The organism is Evansella tamaricis (assembly GCF_019042215.1).
GTDB classification, from domain to species: Bacteria; Bacillota; Bacilli; order Bacillales; family Salisediminibacteriaceae; genus Evansella; species Evansella tamaricis.
In genome coordinates this window covers 1-25969 of the sequence record NZ_JAHQCS010000141.1, presented here as the reverse complement: position 1 = coordinate 25969, position 25969 = coordinate 1, and the positions used below count along the sequence as shown (strand labels likewise).

The 25969-nt window shown below is 35.5% G+C and carries 19 protein-coding genes and 1 pseudogene; 15 read left to right on the top strand and 5 right to left on the bottom strand.

The features are described from left to right. Positions 1 to 364: 364 nt before the first annotated feature. Positions 365 to 3829 (bottom strand): sensor domain-containing protein, encoded by a 3465-nt coding sequence (locus tag KS419_RS17380; protein ID WP_217067660.1) that lies wholly within the window; start codon positions 3827 to 3829, stop codon positions 365 to 367. A gap of 921 nt (positions 3830 to 4750) precedes the next feature. On the opposite strand from KS419_RS17380, the gene KS419_RS17375 reads away from it, so the two are divergent. Both KS419_RS17375 and KS419_RS17370 read left to right on the top strand, forming a co-directional pair. Next, on the top strand, positions 4751 to 5272 hold the full coding sequence (locus KS419_RS17375; RefSeq protein WP_217067659.1) for a sigma-70 family RNA polymerase sigma factor: 522 nt from the start codon (positions 4751 to 4753) through the stop codon (positions 5270 to 5272). A gap of 255 nt (positions 5273 to 5527) precedes the next feature. After that, on the top strand, positions 5528 to 5905 hold the full coding sequence (locus KS419_RS17370) for a hypothetical protein (RefSeq protein WP_217067658.1): 378 nt from the start codon (positions 5528 to 5530) through the stop codon (positions 5903 to 5905). A gap of 488 nt (positions 5906 to 6393) precedes the next feature. Here KS419_RS17370 and KS419_RS17365 read toward each other — a convergent pair whose 3' ends face one another. Next, on the bottom strand, positions 6394 to 7299 hold the full coding sequence (locus KS419_RS17365; RefSeq protein WP_246594236.1) for an LCP family glycopolymer transferase: 906 nt from the start codon (positions 7297 to 7299) through the stop codon (positions 6394 to 6396). A 581-nt stretch (positions 7300 to 7880) separates the two neighbouring features. Between KS419_RS17365 and KS419_RS17360 the strand changes: the two genes are divergently transcribed. The 13 genes and pseudogenes from KS419_RS17360 to KS419_RS17300 all read left to right on the top strand — a co-directional run. Next, entirely contained in the window at positions 7881 to 8627 is a 747-nt protein-coding gene (locus KS419_RS17360) for a YveK family protein (protein ID WP_217067657.1), read from the top strand. Further along, positions 8617 to 9324, top strand: coding sequence for a CpsD/CapB family tyrosine-protein kinase (locus tag KS419_RS17355; protein ID WP_217067656.1), 708 nt, complete (start codon positions 8617 to 8619; stop codon positions 9322 to 9324). The genes KS419_RS17360 and KS419_RS17355 overlap by 11 nt, the downstream gene beginning before the upstream one ends. 121 nt (positions 9325 to 9445) lie before the next feature. Continuing rightward, positions 9446 to 10213: a tyrosine-protein phosphatase gene (locus KS419_RS17350; protein WP_217067655.1), complete on the top strand. Its 768-nt coding sequence runs from the start codon at positions 9446 to 9448 to the stop codon at positions 10211 to 10213. Positions 10214 to 11128: 915 nt separating this feature from the next. Then, positions 11129 to 11758, top strand: a complete 630-nt coding sequence (locus KS419_RS17345) for a sugar transferase (protein WP_217067654.1) — start codon at positions 11129 to 11131, stop codon at positions 11756 to 11758. 36 nt (positions 11759 to 11794) lie between these two features. Next, positions 11795 to 12655 (top strand): glycosyltransferase, encoded by an 861-nt coding sequence (locus tag KS419_RS17340; protein ID WP_217067653.1) that lies wholly within the window; start codon positions 11795 to 11797, stop codon positions 12653 to 12655. A gap of 583 nt (positions 12656 to 13238) precedes the next feature. Next, entirely contained in the window at positions 13239 to 14339 is a 1101-nt protein-coding gene (locus KS419_RS25315; protein WP_217067652.1) for a glycosyltransferase, read from the top strand. Between the two features lie 297 nt (positions 14340 to 14636). Then, complete coding sequence (locus KS419_RS17330; RefSeq protein WP_217067651.1) at positions 14637 to 15743, top strand: glycosyltransferase; 1107 nt, start codon at positions 14637 to 14639, stop codon at positions 15741 to 15743. A gap of 142 nt (positions 15744 to 15885) precedes the next feature. Further along, positions 15886 to 16995, top strand: coding sequence for an O-antigen ligase family protein (locus KS419_RS17325; protein WP_217067650.1), 1110 nt, complete (start codon positions 15886 to 15888; stop codon positions 16993 to 16995). Positions 16996 to 17581: 586 nt separating this feature from the next. Then, positions 17582 to 18859 (top strand): oligosaccharide flippase family protein, encoded by a 1278-nt coding sequence (locus KS419_RS17320; protein ID WP_217067649.1) that lies wholly within the window; start codon positions 17582 to 17584, stop codon positions 18857 to 18859. Then, positions 18856 to 20220 (top strand): phenylacetate--CoA ligase family protein, encoded by a 1365-nt coding sequence (locus KS419_RS17315; protein WP_217067648.1) that lies wholly within the window; start codon positions 18856 to 18858, stop codon positions 20218 to 20220. Before KS419_RS17320 ends, KS419_RS17315 begins: the two co-directional genes overlap by 4 nt. 617 nt (positions 20221 to 20837) lie before the next feature. After that, a complete protein-coding gene (locus KS419_RS17310) occupies positions 20838 to 21848 on the top strand; it encodes an acyltransferase family protein (RefSeq protein WP_217067647.1) in 1011 nt (336 codons plus the stop codon). A gap of 567 nt (positions 21849 to 22415) precedes the next feature. Next, complete coding sequence (locus KS419_RS17305) at positions 22416 to 23456, top strand: NAD-dependent epimerase (protein WP_217067646.1); 1041 nt, start codon at positions 22416 to 22418, stop codon at positions 23454 to 23456. Between the two features lie 73 nt (positions 23457 to 23529). Then, positions 23530 to 23658, top strand: a pseudogene (locus tag KS419_RS17300) (sugar phosphate nucleotidyltransferase); the annotation flags it as partial. A gap of 148 nt (positions 23659 to 23806) precedes the next feature. Here KS419_RS17300 and KS419_RS17295 read toward each other — a convergent pair. The 3 genes from KS419_RS17295 to KS419_RS17285 all read right to left on the bottom strand — a co-directional run. Then, complete coding sequence (locus tag KS419_RS17295; protein WP_217067645.1) at positions 23807 to 24133, bottom strand: hypothetical protein; 327 nt, start codon at positions 24131 to 24133, stop codon at positions 23807 to 23809. Between the two features lie 18 nt (positions 24134 to 24151). Next, the gene (gene istB / locus KS419_RS17290) at positions 24152 to 24925 is read right to left on the bottom strand and encodes an IS21-like element helper ATPase IstB (protein ID WP_217067644.1); all 774 of its coding nucleotides are present in this window, start codon (positions 24923 to 24925) and stop codon (positions 24152 to 24154) included. Continuing rightward, positions 24922 to 25969, bottom strand: a 1048-nt coding sequence (locus KS419_RS17285) for an IS21 family transposase (protein ID WP_217067643.1), incomplete at its 5' end; no start/stop codon positions are given. The genes KS419_RS17285 and istB, both read right to left, overlap by 4 nt.

Here is a 25969-nt window from a genome sequence, read left to right as displayed (position 1 = left end):
TAGGAGTGGTTTTCTCCTATCAGGCGAGCGACGAGCGCAGCCATTGCCATACAGATAAAAGGAACTGAAAAAGTGGTTTTAAACTTTTTCAGTTTTTTCATATTCGCTGCGGGGCACTTCGCTCGTGTTCATAGGCGCTTGCACTTTTCTTATTTGGGAAAAATATGATGGCACCTCACTGAAAACGGGAATCATAATAAGCTCATTGGCCATTATGGATTCCCGCTTGCCCGCTTAGCATTCGAACATTCAGTCTTGATCCACTTCAAACCCATCTTCAAACCACCACCGCAAACCGCCACCGCAAACCATCACTTCAAACCACCACTTCAAACCACCACTTCAAACCTACCACCGCAAGCCGTCAACCCTTTAAATACTCTCCAATAGCACCCCTAATACTATCAATACTCCCACGATTGACAATATTACCATCACTTCCGCCACTCACCGTTAGACTAAGATCTGGAATCGTTGGATGTTGGCGCATCAGAGTAGTAAGAATTGATAATAACCGTTGGACCGATTTGGCATCTCCAGGGATCACCGCCCCTGATAAACCACCCAAGCCACTTGCTCCCCCTGAACCTTCCGAACCGCCGGAATCCCCAGAACCCCCAGAACCTCCAGAACCTCCAGAACCCCCGGAACCCCCCGAACCCCCCGAACCCCCCGAACCCCCCGAACCCCCCGAACCTTCATGGTTTCTCTCCCCGGACTGGGACTGGCTACTAACGGCAGCACCCTTCTCTTGACCTGTTCTTGATTCCAACTTTTTCCCATCTTCCTCTCCGAACTGATAAACAAACTCATATTCATAATAATCATTGACTTCCCGTTTCTGGACAATCACCCCTTTATAACAAAACTCTGTGTCCATAATCGAAATCTTAAAGAGGTAAATAAAATCCTTTCGTACTGGTAAATTAATGGCAGAGCATAAAGTTAATTGCCTCTGATCCATTCGTTGGACTAAAATTTTCGTATAGCCTAAGGCGATTTCCTTTCCCTGAATCGAAATAATACTTAACTTAGCCTTTAAGGGATAGTAGAAGGAAAGGGAATGATCATCCGAATTTTCAGCGGTGGCACTCTTAACTAGTTGCTCCACCTGATGACCTGGCATCCCCAAAAACTTCTGAGGTTGTGCAATCGCTACACTTTCCAAAGGCCCCTGACCAAAGCCATGTACACCCACACCCACATGAGGAATGGCACCATTCCCGTCCCCTGCCAGATGACGATCCTGACTACCATGACTACCAAGACGATCCTGACTGTTCCCATTTGGAGCAACATTCCACTTTCCATCCCCTTCCGTCACGGGGCTCAATTTTCCAGCATGCAACATTAATTGCAAATCATGCTCAGGTACCGGCTTACTGAAGAGATACCCCTGAATTTCCGGACAGCCATTCCGCTTCAGGAAATCAAGTTGCTCCAACGTTTCCACCCCTTCAGCAATCACACCTTTCCCGAGATCTGTACCCATTTGAATAACGGACTTTAGGATGACCTGGTTACTACTATTGTTTCCAATATGATCCACAAACGATTTATCAATCTTAATCGTATCCACCGGATAATCTATTAAATATCGCAACGAAGAATAGCCGGTACCGAAATCATCTAACGCGATTTTTATCCCCAATCCACGCAAATATTCCAGATCCGAGACGATCTCCTTCTCATAATGCAAGAGGGAACTCTCTGTAATCTCCAATTCAATCCATTCAGGATTCACACCACGATCCGACACTAACTGATCCACAAATCGAACCCAATCACTTCGCAACAGCCGTTGGGCAGACAGATTAACTGAGATGGGAACGAAAGGAACGTCAAGGCGGTCCCAACGTCTCAGGACAAGACAAACTTGCTCCAGCACCCAGTCCCCCAATGCAAAGATAAACCCGTTTTCCTCCGCCAGTGGAATAAATTCCTTCGGAGATATAACACCCCATTCCGGATGTCGCCAACGGACAAGGGCTTCTGCCCCCACCATTTCCCCGGTAAAACTCTTCACCCGAGGCTGAAATTCAAGGAACAGTTCCCCTTTATCAATCGACTTCCATAAGTCCCGTTCCATGGCGTAAAGTTTATAACTGGAAATATTGGATGCAGGGGAATACACCTCAAATGTATTCCGCCCCTTTCGTTTTGCCATCTTTAAAGCAGAAATGGCATGTTTCCGAAGATCAGAGATTGTTTCCCCTTCATTAGGATAACGGCTGATCCCAATATTCGCCCCAATGAATAGTTCAGATTTATTGGCGAAAAAGGGAGTGTTTAGCTGTTTCAACAAGTCCTCGGCCAACGTAATTGCTGCCTCTTCTTCCTCATAATCCCAGAGAAGAATTTGAAATTCACTTCCTCCGAATCTAGCAAATAAGCTTTTTTCCGGCAAGATATGTCTGATCCGTTTTGCAAACTGGATCAACACCTCATCCCCGGTGTTATCCCCAAGCCTTTCATTAATGATATGCAAGCGGGACAAAGTAACATCCAATAAAGCGATCGGCCGTTTTTCCACGCCATCATAATCCATTAGTTTCGTCAGTTTTTCTTCAAACCACCGTTTGTTCGGTAAGTCAGTTAAATAATCATGATACGCCATGTGGGAAATTTTACTCTCCGCTTCCTTCTGCGAGTTAATATTCGTGACAATTCCTGTGAGCCGGATTAAATTCCCATCCTTATCCAGCGTGGGAATCGTCTGATCTTGCACCCAGACATGTTTCCCATCCAACGCCAGAACTCGGTATTGATGATGCAACGATTTTCCTTCTGATAATTGATGCTGTCGAGCCAAATAATCCCCTTGATCCTCCGGTACGATAATGGACAGCCAGCATTCGGAGGTTTTGAAATCTTGTGGCCGGTAACCGGTTATGAACGTTATTCCATCAGACACGAGATCAAACCGCCCATGTATCACATCAAAGGACCAGAGGCCCGCCTCTAAATTCAAGTTAATCAGTTGAAGAATTTCCTTATCCTTTTCCACTTCTTTTTTGAAGACGTGTTGGTCTGTAATATTCAAGAGGCTGCCGCTTATCCAAATCGGTATATGATCTTCATCAACGAGTACTTTTGCCTGTTCCCTCACATAGATGATTTCCTGCCCTTGACCAACGATCCGGTATTCTATAGTAAATCCTTTTATATGACTTAACGCCTCGTCGAGAACTTCCCGATATTTCTCCCGGTCATCGGGATGGACAAAGGAAACCATCTTTTTCGGAGATGGAGCATAATCCCGCTTCTTAATCCCCAAGAGCTGAAGGAGGGGCAGAGACCAGGACATACGATCATTCCGCACTTCATATTCCCAGCTGGCTAATGGGGCCAATTTGCTGGAGACAGCGAGGGAGTTCTTCGCCCTCGACACCTCTTGTTGCCAGTTCCGGATCGCGGAGAGATCTTTCATCATTCCGTAAATGCCGATAACCTGATTGTCTTGAAAAATAGGGAGGTAGGTGATTTCCACATCGATGGAAGTCCCGTTTTCGTGTTGAACCTTATCATGGAAGTGCTGGGCAGTTCCATCCGTTGCTTTGCGAAAAAAATGATCCCTGTCCTTTTTCGAATGTTCTGAAAAATAAGTGTGAAAATAACGGTAGACATCCCGTTTACTGTAACCAAAAGTGTCCGTCAAAGCACGGTTGAACTTCACGACAGTTCCGCTTAAGTCCAATTGAAAAACAGGGTGCGGAAAGGTTTTAAAAAGTGCCGTAAAACTTTTCGTGTGATTGGAATATGAGATCGATTTCCAATTGGACCGGATCCACTCCAAAGAGACATTTTTTACATTTTCTAAGATGTTCATGTTCATCGCCCCCCTTTTTTAAGGTTTCTTTGAAAATACGAATCATGTGATTTGCCACAACTACTTTTCTTATTTATAGGTATTTTACACTATCGTTATATTATATTACATGAGACTTCTATAGTTGATTCGACAAATGACCAGAAATTCCATACCTATCCGACACAAATTCGACTTTTAAACAACCGTTTAAAAACCCACTTTCATAATTCAAACGTATTATGCAATAGTATAAATCTGAATCCGTGAGAATAGGTGTTGATATGCCATCCATCTACTCGATTTCACTACAGGCACAAGTGCGACCCGCAAGCCTCCTCAAACTCTACTCCGTTTCTAAGTAGAAATAGAGTAAAATATCCGTTTAAATGTTAGGAACCATGGACTGTAATTACCAAATTTCAGTTAAATCCTTCGAGCACTTGATACCATCTTTGATGTAAGTGTTATAAAATTTTGGATCATAGTTTTCAACAAGGTTTGAAGACTGGTTTTGGCGTTGTGGAGGCTGAGGCCGTGCCCGGCGGCAAAGAAGACACTGCGAAGAATGAGCAGATGTCGCACTTGTACCTTGTGTGAAGGCGTCCGCTAGTAACGGATTCGAGTATTTACTTCACCGAGTTGAATTCGAAAGATTTTAGGAATTATACAAATGCAGAAATTACTTCAATACGGATTCAGAAATAAGCTAAAAACCCAGTAACTAAAAGATTGTACTTTCGATAGAGTATTTATGTTTAAAACAGCTATTTGTATCAAACTCGGAGTTCTCCTAGACTAAACGTGAAGTTTCGCTTAGAGGAAACATCACGTTTCGTTAGAGCAAACGTGATGTTTCGTTATTCGTTTCCATGAGAAAAGCGCTTTACATTGAAGCTACCGCGGAATAAGCGGAAGTGCGCTTCCAGGTAGGAGACTACCATGGAAAAAGAATGGAATGAAGAGAAAGAGAAAAAAGAGAGGGAGTTTGAGGAATGTTGTGAGGAATATATGCCCCTCGTATACTCTGCGATCAGAAGGTATAACCTGCAAAATAATCGAGAGGAATTTCTGCAAATTGGCAGAATTGCTTTATTTGAGGCGTGGCGTAACTATGATCCGAATCAAGGTCCGTTCGCCCCATATGCCAAAAGTTATGTGTACGGTCGAATCAAAGAATCACTTTATAAAGATAACAGATGGAATACAAATCAATTTCCCATGGAACCACTTACGATGACGGAAGTTATGGGAACACAATCTCAAGTGGATGATCAGCAGCGCATCGTTATCGAAGACTGGCTCAAGCGGTCAATACTAAGTGAGCGGGAGCAACTGTGGGTGAAGGAATCGATTTTAAACGGACTTAACACGAAGGATATTTGTGAAAAATATGGTGTTGGTGTTCCAACGGTGAAGTCTTGGAAACGGTTTGCATTAATGAAACTGAGGGAGATATGGTGAAAATGGAGTGATATAAGGAATAATCGAAATCTTTAAAATAAAGTTCCGTAAGCTGGAATGATTATTCTACTTAAGTTATTCCTGTTACCCGAAAAAAACAATAAATAACTCCTGAAAATGGAAGAATGATCAAGAACAAATAGGGGATTGAATAAACATAAAACGTACCAAATGTTCAACTTGTACATTTTATTACCGAAAATGCGAATAAATATGATAAATTGAGATAAATTGGAGGTGGAGGGGGAGTTGATAATGCAAGGTGTATTAAAATCATCAGACATTAGGCGAGATTTTAGTGAGTTTGTTGATTCCGTCGTTCGCGATAAACCTAGAGCGTTTACAAGAAATCGTGATTTTATTTTATCATTATCGAAACAACATTTAATGGATTTAATGGCCAACTCTAACGTTCATATGGAATTTGAAGAGGATGAGTATGGTTTTTCCGGTTCCCTATTGGAGAATCCTGAACTTGTAGCTCAAGGAGATACGCTGGAAAAGTTAATTGAAGATATGGCATATAAACTGATGGATTATGCACAACTTTATTATGATGAGTTTATGAGTTTACACAATTCTATCATGCGCCGAATCGCCGTTCCCATCTACCTATCGTTATCAATGTTTTAATTCAAGAAGATCTCGAAGGAATAAAGAATCTTATTTGTTATGGCTAGTTGGAAGGATTTACGAAAATTCTTAGAGAACGAAGGATATGAATTTGTGAGGCATGGGAGCCGAGATGACCTTATATAAAAAAACCAAACCAAATGGGGATTTTAATTATGTTTCTGTTGCTGTTTAAAAGTCTAGTGGAGAAATAAAACAGGGAACATTTCGCCGAATACTGAGCCAACAGTTAGGTGTTGATAAGGAGTATTTTAACAATAGGGTGAAAAAGAAAAGAAATAACCAAAATCTCTTGTATTCTATAAAGTGAATACGTAAAGACGGGGAACTCCATGGGGGTTCCTTTTATAAGAGATAAGCATAAGTTTTTGCACTTCGCCCGTGACCAAGGAGCTTGCGCTTTTCTTATGTACATGTTTTGTATGATTGTTCGAGGAATCCCATGCATAGCAAAAACGGAGTGCCATTTTCGGCACTCCGTTCTCCCCTTAATTCAACTTCAAATGCTCCCGAAGTTCATTGGAAACACGGTTTCGTTCTTCATCCGAGACATAATAATACCAAATGCCCCCATCCATTCCGCCACTTCCTTCAAACGTGATCGTCTCTGAATTCGATTGGGCGTTTCGGTAGTTCGCTTGGAAATCAATCATTTCATCAAACGACAAATTGGTCCTTACATTATCTCCGAGCACATCAATCAGTGTAAAGGCCTTCGTAATATTCTCTAACTGTGCCCCTTCTTGAATAATCGCTTGTACAATTTGCCGCTGACGATCGTTTCGGCCGTGATCCCCGCGGGGATCTTCATATCTCATCCTTGAAAAAGCAAGTGCCGCTTCCCCATCTAAGGAAATTTCTCCTTCTTCAAAGTGGAATCCACTTTGAGTAAAATCCATATCATTATCTAAAGTAACGCCACCGATGGCATCCACAATCCCTTTAAAACCCTCCATATTAAGGGCAATATAGTAATCAATCGGAATTTGCAAGAAATTTTCTACGGATGCAACGGTCATATCCGGTCCACCAAAGGCATAGGCGTGATTAATTTTATCTTGTGTTCCTCGGCCAACAATCTCGGTGTACGTATCCCTTGGAATACTCACCATTTTCATGGAACCATCATTCGGATCCATCGTTAAGACGATGATTGTATCGGATCGACCTCTGGCCGAATCTTGTGCATCTATCCCCAACAACAAGAAAGAAAGGGGGTCTGTTTCCTGATTCACTTCCACTTCCCGCAGCTCCGACTTTGTTCGTTCTAGCTCTTGGAACATTCTATTAGAAACGGTATCTTGAACGTTTTTATATAGATAAAATCCATAGCCGCCAACGGCAACAACAATGAGCAACAAAATACTCCCAATAATGATCAATGCTTTTTTCAAATCTATTCTCCTAGGATAAGTGATTTATTTAAAGTAAAGTATAATCGTCTAGAATCGAACTAGCAATGTAAATTTTCCAATAATGAGGACGATAAAGGAATGAAGCAGCTTAATTGAAAGTGTTATTTACATTACATGCCGACGAGTCCCCGCAGGAGATGATGCCGTCCAACGGGGAAGCATCAAATAAAAGGTTAAAAAGACGAAACTACTATTATAAGTTTGTATGAAATTGAGTCAAATACAATCATTTTTCACAATTTGTTCAAATATGACTAGTGGTTCATACTGTCCATTATACTTACAGTTTACGCCCTTTTTTGTAAAAATAATGTAAATTTTCCTGACAAATTCCACAATAGTACTATACTCCTGTGAAGGAAGATGGTATATTTGTTATATAGAACGAACGAAGCGAACGAAACGAACAAAATCAACCTCCGAAAATTAGCAAAATCCGAACATTCCAACCTATTATCCAAATAATGTTTATTAACGACATGATATTTACAAATCCTACAAAATCAGTTAGGATTAAAACTATTGAAAAATGTACTTGTATCTCGTATTAGGAGGCTATCATGGAAGAAACAATTAGTCTGAAAGAAATATATGAAACATTGAAAAAGAGGGTATTATTGATCATTGCTCTGGCGGTGGTAGCCCTAGTGGCAAGTGCCATTTATTCCTATGGATTTTTAACACCAATCTATCAATCGTCCACCCAATTACTCGTTAACCAGTCGAGGGAAGACGGACAATTTTATACACAAAGTGACCTCCGGACTAATATGGATCTAATAAATACATATAATGTAATAATTACATCCCCGAGAATTTTAGAACCTGTTATTGAAGAACTTGGCCTGGAACGTTCTTATGGTGCATTACGTAATCAAATTACGGTAGGGAGTGAAAGGGATTCTCAAGTTCTATTTATCAGGGTAGAAGATCCTGATCCAGCAACAGCAGTGGCGATTGCGAATACAACGGCAGCCGTATTTCAGGAAGATATTTACGAAATAATGAGTGTGGATAATGTCTCCGTTCTTTCCAGTGCGGAATTGTCCCCAAACCCATCACCGATTAGACCAAATCCGAATTTAAATATGGCCATAGCTCTCGTAGTGGGCTTAATGGCAGGGGTAGGAATTGCATTTTTACTGGAATTTTTGGATAACACGATCAAGACAGAAGAGCAGCTGGAAACGGTTCTTGGAATACCAGCGCTAGGAAGTATTTCATCCATTAATGAAAAAGATGTGGGAACAAAATCCCTCCCAACTACAAGAAAAACCAGAACAGGACGTGATTCACATGGCGCCTAGAAAAACAAAAAAACAAGCGCAAGTGTCCGATAAGCAGCGGAGCTTAGTGACCCACTTCAATCAAAAATCACCTGTTGCTGAACAATACCGAACGTTACGTACGAATATTCAATACGCTTCCGTGGATAAAGAAGTCCGTACGATTATGTTAACGTCTTCAGGACCAGGTGAAGGTAAATCCACAACAGTAGCTAACTTGGGAATTGCCCTTGCTCAGCAAGGAAACCGTGTCCTGATTGTGGATTCCGATCTTCGAAAGCCCACGAATCATTTTACGTTTCAATTGCCAAATCAAATAGGTATTACAAATGTCCTTACGAAGCAGACGACGTTCGAAGCATCAGTTTATGACACGTCCATACCGAATCTTTTTGTCTTACCGTCAGGTCCATTGCCTCCCAACCCTAGTGAACTTTTAGGTTCAAAATCGATGAAAGATTTAATAAATTTGATGAGCAAAATGTATGATTATGTTCTTTTTGATGCGCCGCCAGTAAATGCAGTAACAGATCCTCAAATCTTATCGAAACTATGTGATGGGGTAATTCTTGTGGTGAGAAGCGGGAAAACAGAAGAAGAAGCGGGCAAAAAGGCGATTGAATCCCTCCGGAAAGTGGATGCCCATATTTTAGGTGGAGTGCTTAACGACCGGAATACAAAAGGAAATCATTATTATTACTACTATGCGGAGAAATAAGTAATAGAATTTTACAAAAAATTTACATGTATACTACCATTTTTTCTCAAAAAAGTGCTATGATATAAACATTGTTTCTAGTACTTTTATATCATAGGAGCAAGAAAGGGGTCGAAATATCATGATAGACCTCCATTGTCATATCCTTCCAAGGATGGATGATGGTGCCCAGACAACAGAAGACATGGTACAGATGGCACGGGCCGCGTTGGAGGATGGTATTACGACCATTGTGGCAACTCCCCATCATAAAAATGGGCGCTATGTGAACAAAAAGCAAGACATTTATAAAGCTGTCGATCAAGCAAACATCATCCTACAACAAAAAAAGCTAGACATTACAATTCTAGCTGGACAAGAGTGTCGCCTTTACGGAGAACTTATAGAAGACTATCATCGCGGAGACATTCTACCTCTTAATACGAGTAATTATTTATTTGTAGAACTCCCTTCCGGCGAGGTGCCAATGTACACCGCCGACCTTCTTTATAACATCCAATTAGCTGGCCTTGTGCCAGTCATCGTACATCCTGAGCGTAACCGTGTGTTGATAGAACATCCGGGGAAGTTATACGATCTTGTGAAAAATGGGGCATTGACACAAGTCACTGCTGCCAGCATTACAGGTCATTTCGGGAAAAAAATCAAAGCTTTTTCAGAAGAAATAATAGATTCGAACCTGGCTCATTTTATTGCCAGTGATGCACATAATATTACAAACCGTAGTTTTCAATTAAAAAAAGCATATGAAACGATTAACAAAGAGTTTGGAGAAAGTTTTGTTTACTTTTATATGGAAAATGCGGAATTGCTTATTGATAACAAACATGTGATGGTGGAGCAACCTAATACTATCCGCAGACGTAAAAAACTATTTGGTTTATTTTAGTAAACTAGTAAACTGATACTCTATTCACGAATCCCAGTAAGGAAGCCAATATCCCAGATTAATAATGGCCTCGAATAGTAAGGATATTACCTTTACGAGCATGTCAGAAACCGGTTTAGTAAAAGTAAAATAAATTCCGGTTACTTCTGTTAGCTGAAAAAATAGAAACTGAATCCAATACGTTAATGGTGTTCGTTATAACATCCGAGTTGTTTCTAGGATCAGCTGTATAGAATTATTCTATAAAACGGCACTTAAGACTTTCCTAATAACTAACCAACTAGTAACTAACCAACTAATAACTAACCAATAACCACTAACCAACTAGTAACTAACCACTAACCAACTTGTTTAGGTGACGCCCCCTAACCTTTATCAACGGGGGAACTCGGCCATGCTGTGGGATGCGAGAGAGCAGTCCTTAGGCGCAAGTCGCCACTGGTGCGGTGTGAGGTTAGGTTTAATGCCTATTCTTAAAGGGTGAAGTATGTATTTAACGTCATGAATAACACTAGAACGTTTAGAAGCATATTGGCTTTGGATAAAAGCCTCGTGCTTTAAGTAATAGCGCACAGCAAATTATATTAATAAAAGTATTAGATACTTTTTCAGTAAAAAGTACTTAGTTTGATAGGAAAAAAAGGGATAAAAATACTACTTTACTATGGAGTTAGTATACCACATATACAAAAGTTGGACAAGAATCTTAAAATTAAAATAGAGAAAACTACTAAACTTTTGTAACGTGCAAATAGGAAATACGTGCCATTTGAACTATTACATATACAGAAGGCGCTGACTAGTGGTGTCGCAGCAGCTGCGATCTAGTGATGAGCGCGCTTCGAAAATAAGTATAAAAAATATAAAGGTAAAGGAGTGAGAGTTTCTGTGTATAGAACTTTTGGGAAACGTGTCATGGACTTATTTATTTCTTTCTTCTTAATAGTTATCTTTTCACCATTCTTTTTATTAATAGCTATATTGATAAAGATAGATTCAAGAGGACCTATCTTATTTACGCAGAAAAGAATGGGAAAAAACAAAACACCTTTTATGATTTATAAGTTTAGGACGATGAAGGTTGAAACACCAAAAAATTTACCTACATTTATGATTAATAATCCTGACAGGATGGTTACAAAAGTAGGGAAGTTTCTAAGGAAATCGAGTTTAGATGAACTGCCTCAGTTAATGAATATAATAAAAGGGGAAATGAGTATCATTGGTCCACGTCCAGTTATATTAGATGAAGTTGAATTAATCGAAAAAAGAGATGTACATGGTGCTAATAATGTTTACCCGGGAGTAACAGGATGGGCGCAAATAAATGGTAGGGATGAGTTGTTTGAAGGGGAGAAAGCTAAGCTTGATGGGTACTATGTTGAGAATTTAAGTTTTGTTTTTGATCTTAAGATATTTCTAAAAACTATTATCTACGTTTTATTGAGAAAAGGTGTTATGGATGGGACGAGAAGAAGAAATATTGATAATTATGCTGAAGAAGAACAGATTCCCAAAAATATAAAACAAAAACAGTCGGTATAAAATTTAGTTAATAGTTTTAATGAGGGGAAAAGATATATGCCAATACGAACATCGAAATCGGTTAGTCATAACATTGATGAACTAGAAGATCATACTCTACCTACATTGACCGTAGGTATTCCATTCCATAATGGTTCTAATGTAAACCATTTAAAAACGGCTATAGATTCAATAATTGAGCAAAGCCTTAGTCCCGATGTAATTCATCTTCTTCAGGACGGTCCTGTTAGTGATTTGCATACAGAACTGATAGGAGAATATAAAAAGAAAGTACCTAACGTAATTCATTTAAAAACTGAAAAAAATTCAGGTCTACCAACCATTCTAAATTTATCAATCCTAAATTCTAATACAAAATACTATGCAAGGATGGATGGAGATGACATTTCCGTAAATGATAGATTATTAAAACAAATTGGTTTCCTAGAAAAACATCAGAATGTTGGTATAGTTGGTACCTGGGCTTACGAATTCAAAGAAGATATAACAAATGAACTTTTTTTAAAGAGAATGCCAGTCGAAAATGCTGAAATGAAAAAGTTCTTTCATTATAGAAGTCCTTTTATTCATCCTTCAGTTATTTTCAGGAGGGAGATTTTTTCGAAAATAGGTATATATAACACTGAGTTTTACACTAGTCAAGATACAGAACTCTGGGCTAGGGCTTTAAAGAAAGGAATTATTGTTGCTAATATCAATGAACCATTAATATATTATAGATCAGTAAATGTAGAGAAGAAGCGTGGAAGTTGGAAATCAGTATGTAGAATTGCAAAGGCACAATTTAGCTATAATACTTTATCACCTATGCATAATTTGTTAAAAATCGGTTCAATAGTGTTTAGGTTACTTCCAAATTTAGTGAAAAAATGGTGTTATGATAAACTTAGAGATTAATAAAACCTTATTAATGATATAACTTCACTAAAAGTGGATAAATATAGTCTGAGATTTAAGGATTTATCTATAATGTAAACTCAAAAACAATTTCAAAGTAGTGGGATTTTTTACAGGAATTAGATGAATTATTTATTGAATAAGAACGACATCAAAAGTAAAATGTTTCAAAGTATCGGATGGTTCAAATGATATAATCATTAATTAGTTTCAATTAGTGCACCTTTCTGCCGAAGTGTTATACAATCCACAGTAACGACTTTTACTTATAGTTTCAAGATGTTTTAAGTCATTCAAACAAAAAATCAGTGTTAAGTTAATCTGATTTTAAAGAACTGTTTCGCACATTGCGTAAATATTTTTGATATTCACACGCTGTTTTAAATACAAACAAAAACAATTCCAAAGAGTAACGGGATCAATAAAATTCACTGTATCTCTTATTCTTTTAGATTAAAATGTTAAATGTTTTATCTTAAGAGATAAGTCAAATTATGAATTTGATTCATATAATTTAATAAATATTTAATGTTTTGTTTCATACACACTAGTTTATAATATATAAAGTTAAAGGTGATAAAAAGTGAACATTTTATATATATCAAAATTAGCCGGACATAGATGGCAGGGACCAAATGAAAGTGTTCCAAGTCAAATTGAAGCACAATCAAAATATGATAATGTTTTTTGGTACAATTTGAATTATGTAATGAAAGATGAGTGGTTGAAAAAAACAAAGTGTAATAATTTGTCAAATTATCCTCGAAGAAAATTAAAATACCTTCCTAAACCATTTGATAATCCAGATTTAGTAGTATTTGAAGGTGTCTATGAATATCCTTTTTGCAAAATATATTATGAAGTATTAAATAAACGTATCCCATATATTGTCATTCCACGAAGTGCCCTAACTAAACAAGCAAGGAACAAAAAGAAAATTAAAAAGATTATTGGGAATATAATATTTTTTAATGGGTTTCTTAAAAGAGCGAAAGCAATTCAATACTTAACTACTAATGAACTTGATGAATCAGGAACAAATTGGAATAAGAATTCTATTATAATTCCTAATGGTATTGGGTTTAAAGATAGAAAAAAAATGAAGAATAATTCAAAACAATTGCAAGGTATATTTATTGGGAGAATTGATACTTATCAAAAAGGATTAGATCTACTCGTAGAGGCATGTGAACAAATACGTGAAGAATTAATAAATTCAAATGTGGTACTAAAACTTTATGGACCTGATAGATATAGTTCAAAAAGAAGTCTACAAAAATTGATAATTGAAAAACAGCTTCATGGGGTTTTATCGATTCACGATGCAGTATTTGATGACGAGAAAGAAAAAATTCAATTAGAATCTGATTTTTTCATAATGACATCTCGTTTTGAAGGCCATTCTATGGGGTTAATTGAAGCTTTGTCTTATGGTTTACCATGTTTGGTTACTGAAGGTACTAATATGAAAGAAGAAATCCAAGGTTCGAATGCTGGTTGGGTTGCAGACAACAATGTTCAATCAATAAAATTGGCGTTACTACATGTTATATCAGAGAAGAATAAACTTCGAGAAAAAAGTTTGGCAGCTAAGGAACTAGTTAGAAAATATGATTGGTTAATGATAGGGGAAATGACTACTGTAAAATATAAGGAGTTAGTAAATAAGTTGGATCCTAAATAATAATATTAAACAAAAATCATAACTAAATTAATTTTATATTAATATTGCATATCTCTATGAGCACCTATTGTATTTCTATAGTTTCGAAATGCGAGGTAGTCATTTCTATTTAAATTTTTAGATTTAATCTTAATATAAATATCGAAATGTATGTATTAAATATTGAAATTTAGTTGGTGTAGTTTTTTCAAATAAAATTAAAATGCTAATAGATCTTTTTTCAATATTACTGTGTTAACCACATCTATATTATATAGGAGAGTTAATTACTACGAATGAAAAAATTAGGAGAATACAATGGTTGAAAACAAAATTGCTTTATATATACCAACCTTAAATGGTGGTGGTGCAGAAAGAATGATCATAAACTTAGCAAAGTCATTTAATGATAAGGGGTATAATGTAGAGTTAATAGTTTCAAAGTATAAAGGACCATATATTTCGTTACTACCTGATAATTTACCAATAGTTGATTTAAATGTTTCAAAGGGTTATATGGCTCTACCTGGATTAATAAAGTATTTAAAAAATAATAAACCAGATGTAATTTTATCAGCATTAAGTTTAGCAAATATTATTTGTTTGTTAGCGAAGCAATTTTCCAGAGTAAATACTCGAGTAATAGTTAGTGAACGAAATCACTTATCAAGTGCAATAAGAAATTCTAGAAACTATAAATTGAGGCTTATACCTTTTTTTATAAAAAAATTGTACCCTAAGGCAGATAAGGTGGTAACTATATCTAATGGGATTGCAAATGATCTAATAGCATATTGTCAACTTCCGGAAACGAATATCACTACTATTTATAATCCAGCATATACAACGGATATTTTAGAGAAAGGATATCAAAAACTTAATAATAAGATATTTTATGAAGAAACCCATGTAATTTTAGGTGTAGGAAGACTTGTTCCACAAAAAGACTTTCCTACTTTAATAAAAGCATTTAAGATTGTTAATCAAAAAGTAAAAGCAAAGCTAGTAATTCTCGGAGAAGGATCGGAAAGAGGTCACTTAGAGAAGATAGTTAAAGATCTAGACTTAGAAAATGATGTTATACTTCCAGGGTTTGTAAACAATCCATTTGCATATATGAGTAATGCATCATTATTTGTTCTATCTTCAGCTTGGGAAGGGTTTGGGAATGTACTAGTTGAGGCTATGGCTTGCGGTGTTGGGGTTGTTAGCACAAATTGTCCAAGTGGTCCATCTGAAATACTCGAAGATGGGAAATTTGGAACTTTAGTAGAAGTGGGAGATGAAATTGGTATGGCGAATGCTATAATTGATTACTTACGTAAACCTAAAGATAGTGGTCTCCTTAAAGACAGGGCTATGGATTTTTCTTTAGAAAAAATATCGGAACAATATCTAAATATTTTATTTCCAAATAACTTATAAAAGACAACATAAATGTATGGTTTGTATAATATCTAATAATTTATATAAAATGGTGGGATAATGGGGTATTGTTATGAGGTTTACAAAAAAGGTATCGATTTTATTGTTGTTATCTGTTTTGTTTTTTTCGGGATCTATATTAATGATTGATAATTGGAGGGCTTTCCAAAATATACTAGCCCCGTTATCACTCTTACTATTCTTTTGCTATCTATTAGATAATAATATTAAAGTGTATGTAAAAAATACAAGTACATTATTATTTTACCTTTTTATACTATGGGCACTATCTTCAGCATTATATAATTCTAGTATCAGTATGATGTTTCAAATTTTACAACTAGCTGTTGTATATTTGGCATTGGTATTAATTTTCCCCTCATTATATAAAAGAGAATCAAATTTTTTAGTAATAAATGCTATATTTTTAAGTCATTTTCCATTAGTTGTAATTCCTTTATTAGTCGATGGAATTAATTCAATGCCATACACTGGTATATTTTATAACCCAAACTCCTTTGGAACTGTTAGTGCTACTTTACTAGCTGTGTTTCTTTCAATAATAATTGATAATATAACCTCAAAAAGACTAAAGAAAATATATTTTTTTATTGTAATAATTTTATCAGCACTATCATTTGTCGGAATAATATATTCAGCAAGTAGAACAAGTTTTCTAACAGCATTACTTTTAGTATTTATTACAATTTTTCTTTATTTGGTTAAATTATACAACAAAGGAATAATTAAGTTATTTAAACAAAGTATTTATTTTTTAGTTTCAATTATGATTATTAGTATTGTTCTCTTTGTCCCTGGGACAATAAGAGATGTATTTGTAAACAATATATTAGATAAAAACCAGAGAAGATCAGAAGGAGAATCAGGAGTATTTTCGAACCGTGATGATATGTGGATTACTGCAATACAAGAAGCTGGTATATTTGGAAACGGATATGATTATTTTTATTTGAATTTTGGTCGTGGAGCGCATAATACCTTTATTGCAATTTTAGGAGTTTACGGATGGGTTTCTATAATATTGTTTTTATTATTTTTATGCACTGCTTTCATTTTTAGCTTTAAGTATGCAATTTATTCAAATGATAAATTTACATTTTTACCAATTCTGTTACTTACAACATTTTTTGCTTTATCCCTAGGTGAAGGAATGCTAATGAAATTAAGTATGCTAGGATCTTTTGCTACATACGGAGTAGTGGTAAATTATAAATATAATTCTAGATACTAAATTATTTGTTCGGGGTGTGACTAATATAGTATAACACTATAGGTAAGAAATTAAGGCTCTAGAAAAAAACAAAGGATTAATGAATTGCATAAAAAGACCTAATTATATTGATAATAGTAGAGTTTAAATCTCTTAATCAATAAACTGAATACTAAAATAACAAAACATCAATAAAAGAGTGTATTTTTGAATAAAGGTATCAAAGTGACATTAAATTGCAAATGGGATAAATTAAATAAAATAGTTTATTTTAGTTTTTGATATTGAAGTTTGGAGTTATTGTAGAAAACTTAATTTTGAATAGAATTATAAAATATCTTGATGTTAGTATATTTTCATGGAAGTATTGGGTAGAATACAACAATGCAAATTAAACGTAAGTCTGGTCTTAAGAGAAAAATATTCTGAATAAGTTCTTAATAGTTTTATTGGAGACAAATGGGAAAGACAACTCAATGATAATTTGAAGGGAACCCCAACAGAGGGATTTGTGGGGGTTTTTGCATAAGTATAGTAGATCGATATAATTATTAAAGGGTATTCTGTTATTAATCAATAAAATTGCTTGTTGATAGGAGTAACAAAAGTGCTAAAGAAATTGAAAAAAAATAATTTTTTTAAAAGCGTAATGGTAATAATAACTGGTTCTGCATTAGCTCAAATTTTAACAATTATATCAGCACCAATTTTAACGAGGCTCTATACCCCCGTTGATTTTGGAGTATTAGCTTATTATACATCAATCTTGGGTATCCTAACACCTATTATGACGTTAAGATACGAAATGGCAATTGTACTCCCAAATAAAAAAACAGATGCATCGAATATATTTTTCCTTTCTATTTTTTTTACAGTACTAATAACTATAGTATTATTTTTAGTTAATCCTTTTGTTGGGCCACTTTTATCTAGTTTACTAGATGCACCTCAACTTACTAAATGGCTATGGTTTATGCCAATTAGTGCATTCTTTATAGGGCTATACAAAACATTGGAATATTGGTCAACTAGATACAAAAAATACAAAAGGATATCGTACTCTAGGGTAATTAGGTCTAGTGGTTTAATATCTTCTCAACTTATTGGTGGCTGGTTCAAAGTAGGAACAATTGGTTTAATTGGGGGTCAAATATTAGGTCAAATTTTAGCAACCATATACCTCTTAAAAAAAGTAACACCAAATATAGATACTGAAGTTTTAGGCTCAAAAAATATAAAATCGGTCAAATCCCTAGCTATAAAATATAAAGACTTTCCATTATTTAGTTCGACACAAGCATTTGTAAATGCAATTTCACAAAATATGGCTCCGTTTATATTAGGTGCTTTTTTTGGTCCTGCAGTTGTAGGCTATTATGCACTTGCGCTAAAATTAGTAAAACTTCCAGCAAACCTCCTGTCTGAATCAATTAAACAGGTATATTATCAGAAAATATCTGAAGCATATAACAATGGAAAAAAATTAAGTAACTCATTAGTTAAAATGACGATTTCCCTCAGTATTTTTGCTTTTATCCCAGCATTAATTCTATTTTTATTTTCACCATCCTTATTTATTTTTACTTTAGGTGAAGAATGGATTGAAGCTGGACAATATTCTAGGTGGATCGTTATTTGGCTATATTTTGGGTTTATTAACAGACCGTCTGTAGCCATAATTCAAGTATTTATGATGCAGAGGATATTATTAACATATGAAATGATTCTTTTTACAATAAGGGTTGTTGCAATGATTTGGGTGGCATTAAACTATAATGCAGTTGCCAGTATAGCAGTCTATAGTATTATCGGTGGTATTTTTAATGCAATTCTTATTTTAGTGACAATAATACTCACTATGAAAAAGGAGAGAGGAAAAATTTGAAAATATTATTACGTCGTAAACTCATAGAAACAATATTGAATTATAATGGTAATACTTTGAATTATTATGAAACTATGAACAAAATGGAATGGTCAACTGAAAAGGTAATAAAGAGAATTACGAGGTTAAAAATAGATAAATTATTGGAACACTCATATAACAATGTACCTTATTATAAAGCCTTATTTGATAAAATTAATTTAGTGTCTGATGGTAAAATAAATGTAAATGACTTTGAAAAGATTCCTTTCATGACTAAGGAGGTATTGAAAGATGAGTTTGAGAATTTGAAGTCTAAAGATTTGCCAAATAGGAAATGGAATGTTAACACTTCAGGAGGATCTACTGGAGTACCGGCCAAATTTATTCAAGATAAAGAATATATCGAATGGAGAAGTGCGGTGAAGTTTTTTTACGATAAATGGACAGGTCGTTACATCGGAGATAAGCAAATTAAATTATGGGGTGCAGAAAGAGATATAAATATAAGTAAAGGAAGTGTAACAACAAATAAGATTAAAAAATTCATAAAACAAGAGAGGGATCTAAATGCATACAAAATGAGTATTTCAGAAATGCAGAATTATGTTAAAGCAATAAATGAATTTAAACCAAAGCAAATATTGGCTTATGTTGAGAGTATTCATGAATTATCTAAATTCATTGAAAATGAAAAGTTAGAAATCCATAGCCCTGATTCAATTATGACAACAGCGGGTACATTATTTCCAGATGTAAGGGAGAAAATAGAGTCTGTATTCAGAACAAAAACATTCAACCGATATGGCTCTAGAGAAGTTGGTGATATTGCATGCGAATGTAGCGAGCAGAGTGGATTACATGTGTCTCCATTCACTCATTATGTGGAGATTGTTAATGAAGAGGGTATAACAGTAGGTGCTAATGAAGAGGGTCAGATTGTTGTTACATCATTGACTAACTTTGCAATGCCTATTATAAGATATAAGATTGGAGATATTGGTCAGTGGTCAATTGAAAAATGCAGATGCGGTAGGAACTTTCCCCTATTAAATAAAGTTTCAGGAAGAATAACAGATAATTTTACTACTATAGATGGAACAAAAGTTTATGGAGGTTTTATTAGAAAAATTTTTTATAGTAAATCATGGATATTAAAGTATCAAATTATTCAAGAAGATTATGAGAAAATTGTTATTAAAATAATAAAAGATACTTCATTTTATCTTGAAAAAGTAGAGCAGGATACAGAGACAGATAATATAAAGGAATCTATAAAAGAATTTATGGGGATTAATTGTGTGATAGACATTATTTTTGTGGATGAGATCCCTTCAAACGCTACTGGTAAATATAGATATACAATTTCTTTGGTAAACTAATGTTAACCAGTGGTCCTTATTTTTGGGGGAGAAACAATGATTCAATAAATGGTGGGAGTACTAATTCAAACAATTAAGGTATTGAATACTTACAATTTAGGGATAATTCTAGTTTTTTCACGTTTTATTATTAATTGATAAAAGCTTTGATTATTGAAGGGTAGGGTATATGATACGATTAAAATCAAAGACTAAGTGATATTGACAATTTTTTTAGCTTCCTAGCTATTTATTATGAAAAGTCTACTCGATGGTACAAACAGTTTTGTTCAAGATTTGAAACGAAAAACACTAGGTTACAAGTCCTTTCAAAATTTTTTCGCCTTGACCTCCGCAACCGCTGATAAGTTTGAGTTTGAGGTACATCCTCATGGCTAATATTTGTCCTTGTGTCAGCTAACTACCAATGTTCAAACCTGAAGGTGGCTGTCAAGCGCTCTCCTTGACGGGCAATTTCACGTTTGAACTATTAGCTAAGTTAATACAAATGATAACCTTGTAATCCACTCAAAATAGCGAAGAGTCTTTTTTATTAGTAGAGATATAAAGTTCACTAGATATATTCAAAAATATAATGGAAATTGCATAATTTTATTATTTTAGGATGTGGTGTATTAGTGTCAGCAGAAAGAATAAATTGGGTTGATTATGCAAAAGGTATTTCAATTATATTAGTTGTTTTGCATCACTCAATGTTTCGAGAATTAGACTCGTTATTATATAATGAGACAATTCTTTACTACAATGATTTATTCATTCGTATTAGAATGCCATTGTTCTTTTTTCTATCAGGACTTTTTATTCATAAATCCATATTTAGTAATATCTATTCTTTTTTTAAGTCTAAAGTTTTACATTTATTATACTTGTTTGTTTTATGGGCAATAATACGATATTTAGTTGTAACGATAGCACCATACCTACTTTTAGGTAATAGGGCTGGAGACCTTAAAAGTATTTTGTCAATTTTTATAGATCCGCCGAACACACTATGGTTTATTTATGCAATACTGATTTTCTTAATAATTACAAGGTTAACCCGAAATATAAAGGTAGTTTCATTATTTTTAGCTATGATTTTATTTACAATTTCAATACAATCGGGACAACAGACTTTTATTAATACACTTTTATGGTTCTATCCATTTTTCTTATTAGGCTACCTTGCTTCTGAATATACAAAACGAATCGCTAACAAAATAGTTTCATACCATTTTCTATTTGTGATTATATTTTTCCTTACTTTGGTAGTAACGTTAGAATCGCCATGGGCGAAAACCCCATTAGCTATTTTTGTTTTTAGCTGTGGTGGGATCATTACAGGTATTATTATTGCTATTATCCTTTCCCGGTTTACTGTATTTCGGGGGTTGGGTTTTTTGGGAAGGAATACTCTTCCAATATACCTTATGCACTTCCTACCTGTAGGTATATTAAGGGAGGTACTTCCAATTATTATGCCTTATCAAACTTTGCTAGCAACTCTAATTTTGGTTTTTTCGGGAGTTTTATTCCCGCTCATAGCAACATTTTATGCGAGAAAATTTGATGTGTATTGGTTGTTTGGGGTTCCTTTTATTAATCGTTTAAATCAACCAATTACAAAAGCTAACAGTTCAGTCACTTAGTGGAATCGTGGGGATGATTTCGTACTCCTTTAAGCAATTAGAGCGATATAGTGTGTTCGACTTGTTCTCTATTAAATTTCAAATTGGGTTAATTGTAACCGAAGGTTCTCAGAAATTCTGGTTTCTGACCCCCGGGGCGTTAAATTGCGAAAGTCTAAGTATATTTATCGAGTAAACATGTTATTAAAGTCGCCGTCATTGCCATGGTTGGGGGGTGGTGGCGGTATTTTAAATAAGGAAAATGTTACAAATATAGATAGTGCTCGATATAGTATAGGAAACTGAGGGACAGGTACTCGTCTCATAGTTTCCTACTGGAGAGGGATGAAGTATTGTCAGAGGCCGCTGAAAACGGTTTTTTTTGGGGACATCCATGGACAGTTAACCTTTCCATAATAAGAAAAAGTGTTTAAATCTAAATACTGATATTAAATATTACAGAAACAAACAGTCGCTTGTTATAAAGTTTAACAGTCGACTGTTTGTTTTATGTATTCATAAAATTAAAACTCTATTTTGGGATACTATAATAGGTGTCCTGGTTGAGAGTAATCAAGGAGGAGAAACATGAATATTTTAATAACTGGTGCTGCCGGGTTTGTTGGCATGCACTTATCCAAAAGGCTCTTAGACTTAAATTATCATATAGTTGGATTTGATAATATAAATGATTATTATGAGGTGAAATTAAAAAGAGATCGTTTAGATATAATAACTAGATATTCTAACTTTACATTCTATGAGGCTGATTTAGCAGATCAAAAGGCAGTAAATGATTGCTTTCAAAATGAAAACATTGATGTGGTTATTAATCTTGCAGCACAACCTGGTGTTCGTTATAGTCTGGAAAATCCTCAAGCATATATAAATAGTAATATACTAGGTTTTACCAATATATTAGAAGCGTGTCGACATAATGAAATAAAGCATTTAATTTATGCGTCATCTAGTTCTGTGTACGGTGCTAATGTGAAGATGCCATTTTCAACATCGGATGCAGTGGACCATCCGGTTAGTATTTATGCTGCCACTAAGAAATCGAATGAGTTAATGGCACACACCTATAGTCACTTATTTGGTGTTCCAACAACAGGACTTCGTTTCTTTACGGTTTACGGTCCATATGGTAGACCAGATATGGCCTATTATTCCTTTACTAAAAAAATTATTGATGGAGAAACTATTAAAATTTTTAATAATGGCGATATGGAACGGGACTTCACCTATATTGATGATATTGTGGAAGGGATTGTTCGATTAATTGACCAGCCTCCTAAACCAAATAATGACTGGGATAGGGTGAATCCGGATCCAAGTTCGAGCTATGCTCCATATAAAGTCTATAATATTGGGAATAACAAACCAGTACGTTTAATGGACTTTATTAATACACTAGAAAAGCACCTAGGTATCGAAGCGAACAAAGAATTTTTACCAATGCAACCAGGGGATGTACAAGCTACCTTTGCTGATATTGATGATCTAAATAAGGCAACGGGATTTAAACCAACGACATCTATCGATGAAGGGTTAAAAAAGTTTGTGGATTGGTATAGACAATACTATCAAATTAATACGGACAAAAAACCAACTGTTATAACCAGATAAGGAGACCTCACTTTACTTTCCTAAATGAAAATGAAGTGAGGTTTTATATTATTTATAAGGAGTGGGTTTTCACATGAAAGTACGGAAAGCAATTATACCAGCTGCAGGATTAGGAACCCGCTTTTTACCTGCCACGAAAGCACAGCCAAAGGAAATGTTGCCGATCGTTGATAAACCGACGATTCAATACATCGTGGAGGAATGTAACCGTCAAGTAGAATTAAACAGTTTTTGATAAATAAGTTTAAACAGTTTTCATCAATTAAGATTCAACACTTGATTATTCAATAATGGTTACTGCCTTCTTCAGTTTTAATCCCCCTGTCATAAAGACAGGGGATTTTTCACTTCTAAATCCAATCATTCAGTCCTAGTGATTCTTCTAATTGTTGTTTTTCTGCTTTTAGCTTCTCAATTTCTTTTTTAAGTAGGGAATTCTCCGTTAACAGTCTGGCAACTTTCGTTCTGTCATCGATCCCTTCTTCATAGGCCGTTCCTTTTACCTTGCACCAATCATTATATCTATATAGATCATTCTCAACGATAGGGCGCCTTTTATAAGGCATATTTGCCATCTTATTGTTGTCCTTGATCCATTCCCTCACCGATTCTTCATCTACTCTAAATCCGTAGGATTTAAAAAAACTAATTGCTTCTTCTGCGTTAAGACTACTCATTTTAGTTTTCTCCCTTATTTATGATTCAACCTTTTGATTGTCAAATAATGCTTTTCTGTATTTCATCCTAATACTGTCTTGCTCTTCACTAAAGGTCAAGATCTCGCTACGATGAAGAAGGCGATCTAAGATTGCAGTAGTTAACGTTGGGTCTCCAAGGAACTTTCCCCATTCCCCAGGACCCTTGTTAGATGTAAGGATGAACGCTGCCTTGTCGTACATTTCATAGATGAACTGAAAGAACAAGTGTGCATCCTGTGATTCATATGCCATATACATAACGTCATCAATGATGATAAGGTCAGAATTAGTGATTCGCTTATATTTCGTCCTAGACTTGCCTAAGTACTCTTTTGATTTTAAAACATAGATTAGACGATCCATGGATATAAAAGATACCTGGTAGCCGTGCTCGATGGCGTGGATGCCTAAGGCTGTCGACAGATGAGTCTTTCCTACACCTGTTGGTCCCATCATAATTAGGGTAAAGCATTCATCGATCCAAGATAGTTGTTTTAATACATTTAGTTGTTTTTCACCTATCGCTGTCTGTTCTTCCAATCGAAAATTCTCAAATGTCAGAACCTCAGGGAATTCTGCCCACTTCATCAGTTTTTCACTGTTCTTTCTCTCTCTACAGCTCAATTCATGCCGTAGAATTTCATGGATGAACTCATAATATGTCCATCCTTTTGCTTCTGCTTCTCTTAGAAGGTTTGGCAGCTCTTTAGAAGTTTCCGCTAATCGCAAGGTGCGACACTTATCCTGAAGTACTTCGTATGGCTGGCTCATCTATTTCCACCTCCCTGAAGAACACTGAAATAGATGTCCTCTTTTCGCTCAGGTGCTACTAGGTCCTTATATTTTTCATTTAAAGTTTCCGAGTTCTTTCTTTGCCTTCGGCTTTGAACTTCCAAAGAGATGGCGATATCTCGTAAATCATTTGCACTTGTCAGTCGCAGACGTCTCATTTCATTAATTGCCTCTTCAACGAAGGCAGGGTACTTCAAGATAACGGATTGCACCACTTTCAATTGATCAACTATATGACGAGGGTATTGCTCAGATAACAGCTCGACGAGCCACTTTGCAGATTCTTTATTATCTAACATTTCCTCCACCTGCTGGATGAGAAGATCGCGTTTGGTCTGCTTGCGATTCCGGTGAGTGGGATCCGATATCACCTCTCCTTTTCCTTCCGCAATTTTATGTTGTGCCAGGACTTGTCCGTTTTTCTGTAGCCGTATATATAAATACTCATTATCAGTTTCGATATAGGCAATATTCGGTGCGCCTTTTCGATATGTACCACGAGGTACACTGTAACGATTGCCCTCAAACCGAATGATATTGTCTTTGTGGATATCTCTTGATATACTAGAATCGAAGATATCTTCAAAAATGTAAGTTCCAGAGACCTTTTGTAGGTGTTGCTTTTCCAGGGCGTACACCTCAACGGGTCTTTTTTTTGTATTATGATGGACCTTATAATTCCCTGTTCGCTTTAGCCATCTCATACAGGAATTCTGCCAATCTATTAAATTATCATAAGTACGATTCTTCGCAAAATTAATTTTTACATACTTTACTACCTGTTCAATTTTTCCCTTTGACTGTGGATCGGACTTCCTACAAAGATATACTTTAAACTTTCTTGTCTGTTGGTATTTTGTAAATTCTGCTGTCATGATAAGGTCTCCGGCATTTTCACTGACTGCCAGTAAACGATCCTGATCATAGACTATTTCAATGGACATTCCTCCATAAAAGCGGAAGGCATTTTCGTGCATTCGGATAAGATCATTTGATCTAAATGGCCGGTCTAACCACTCTACG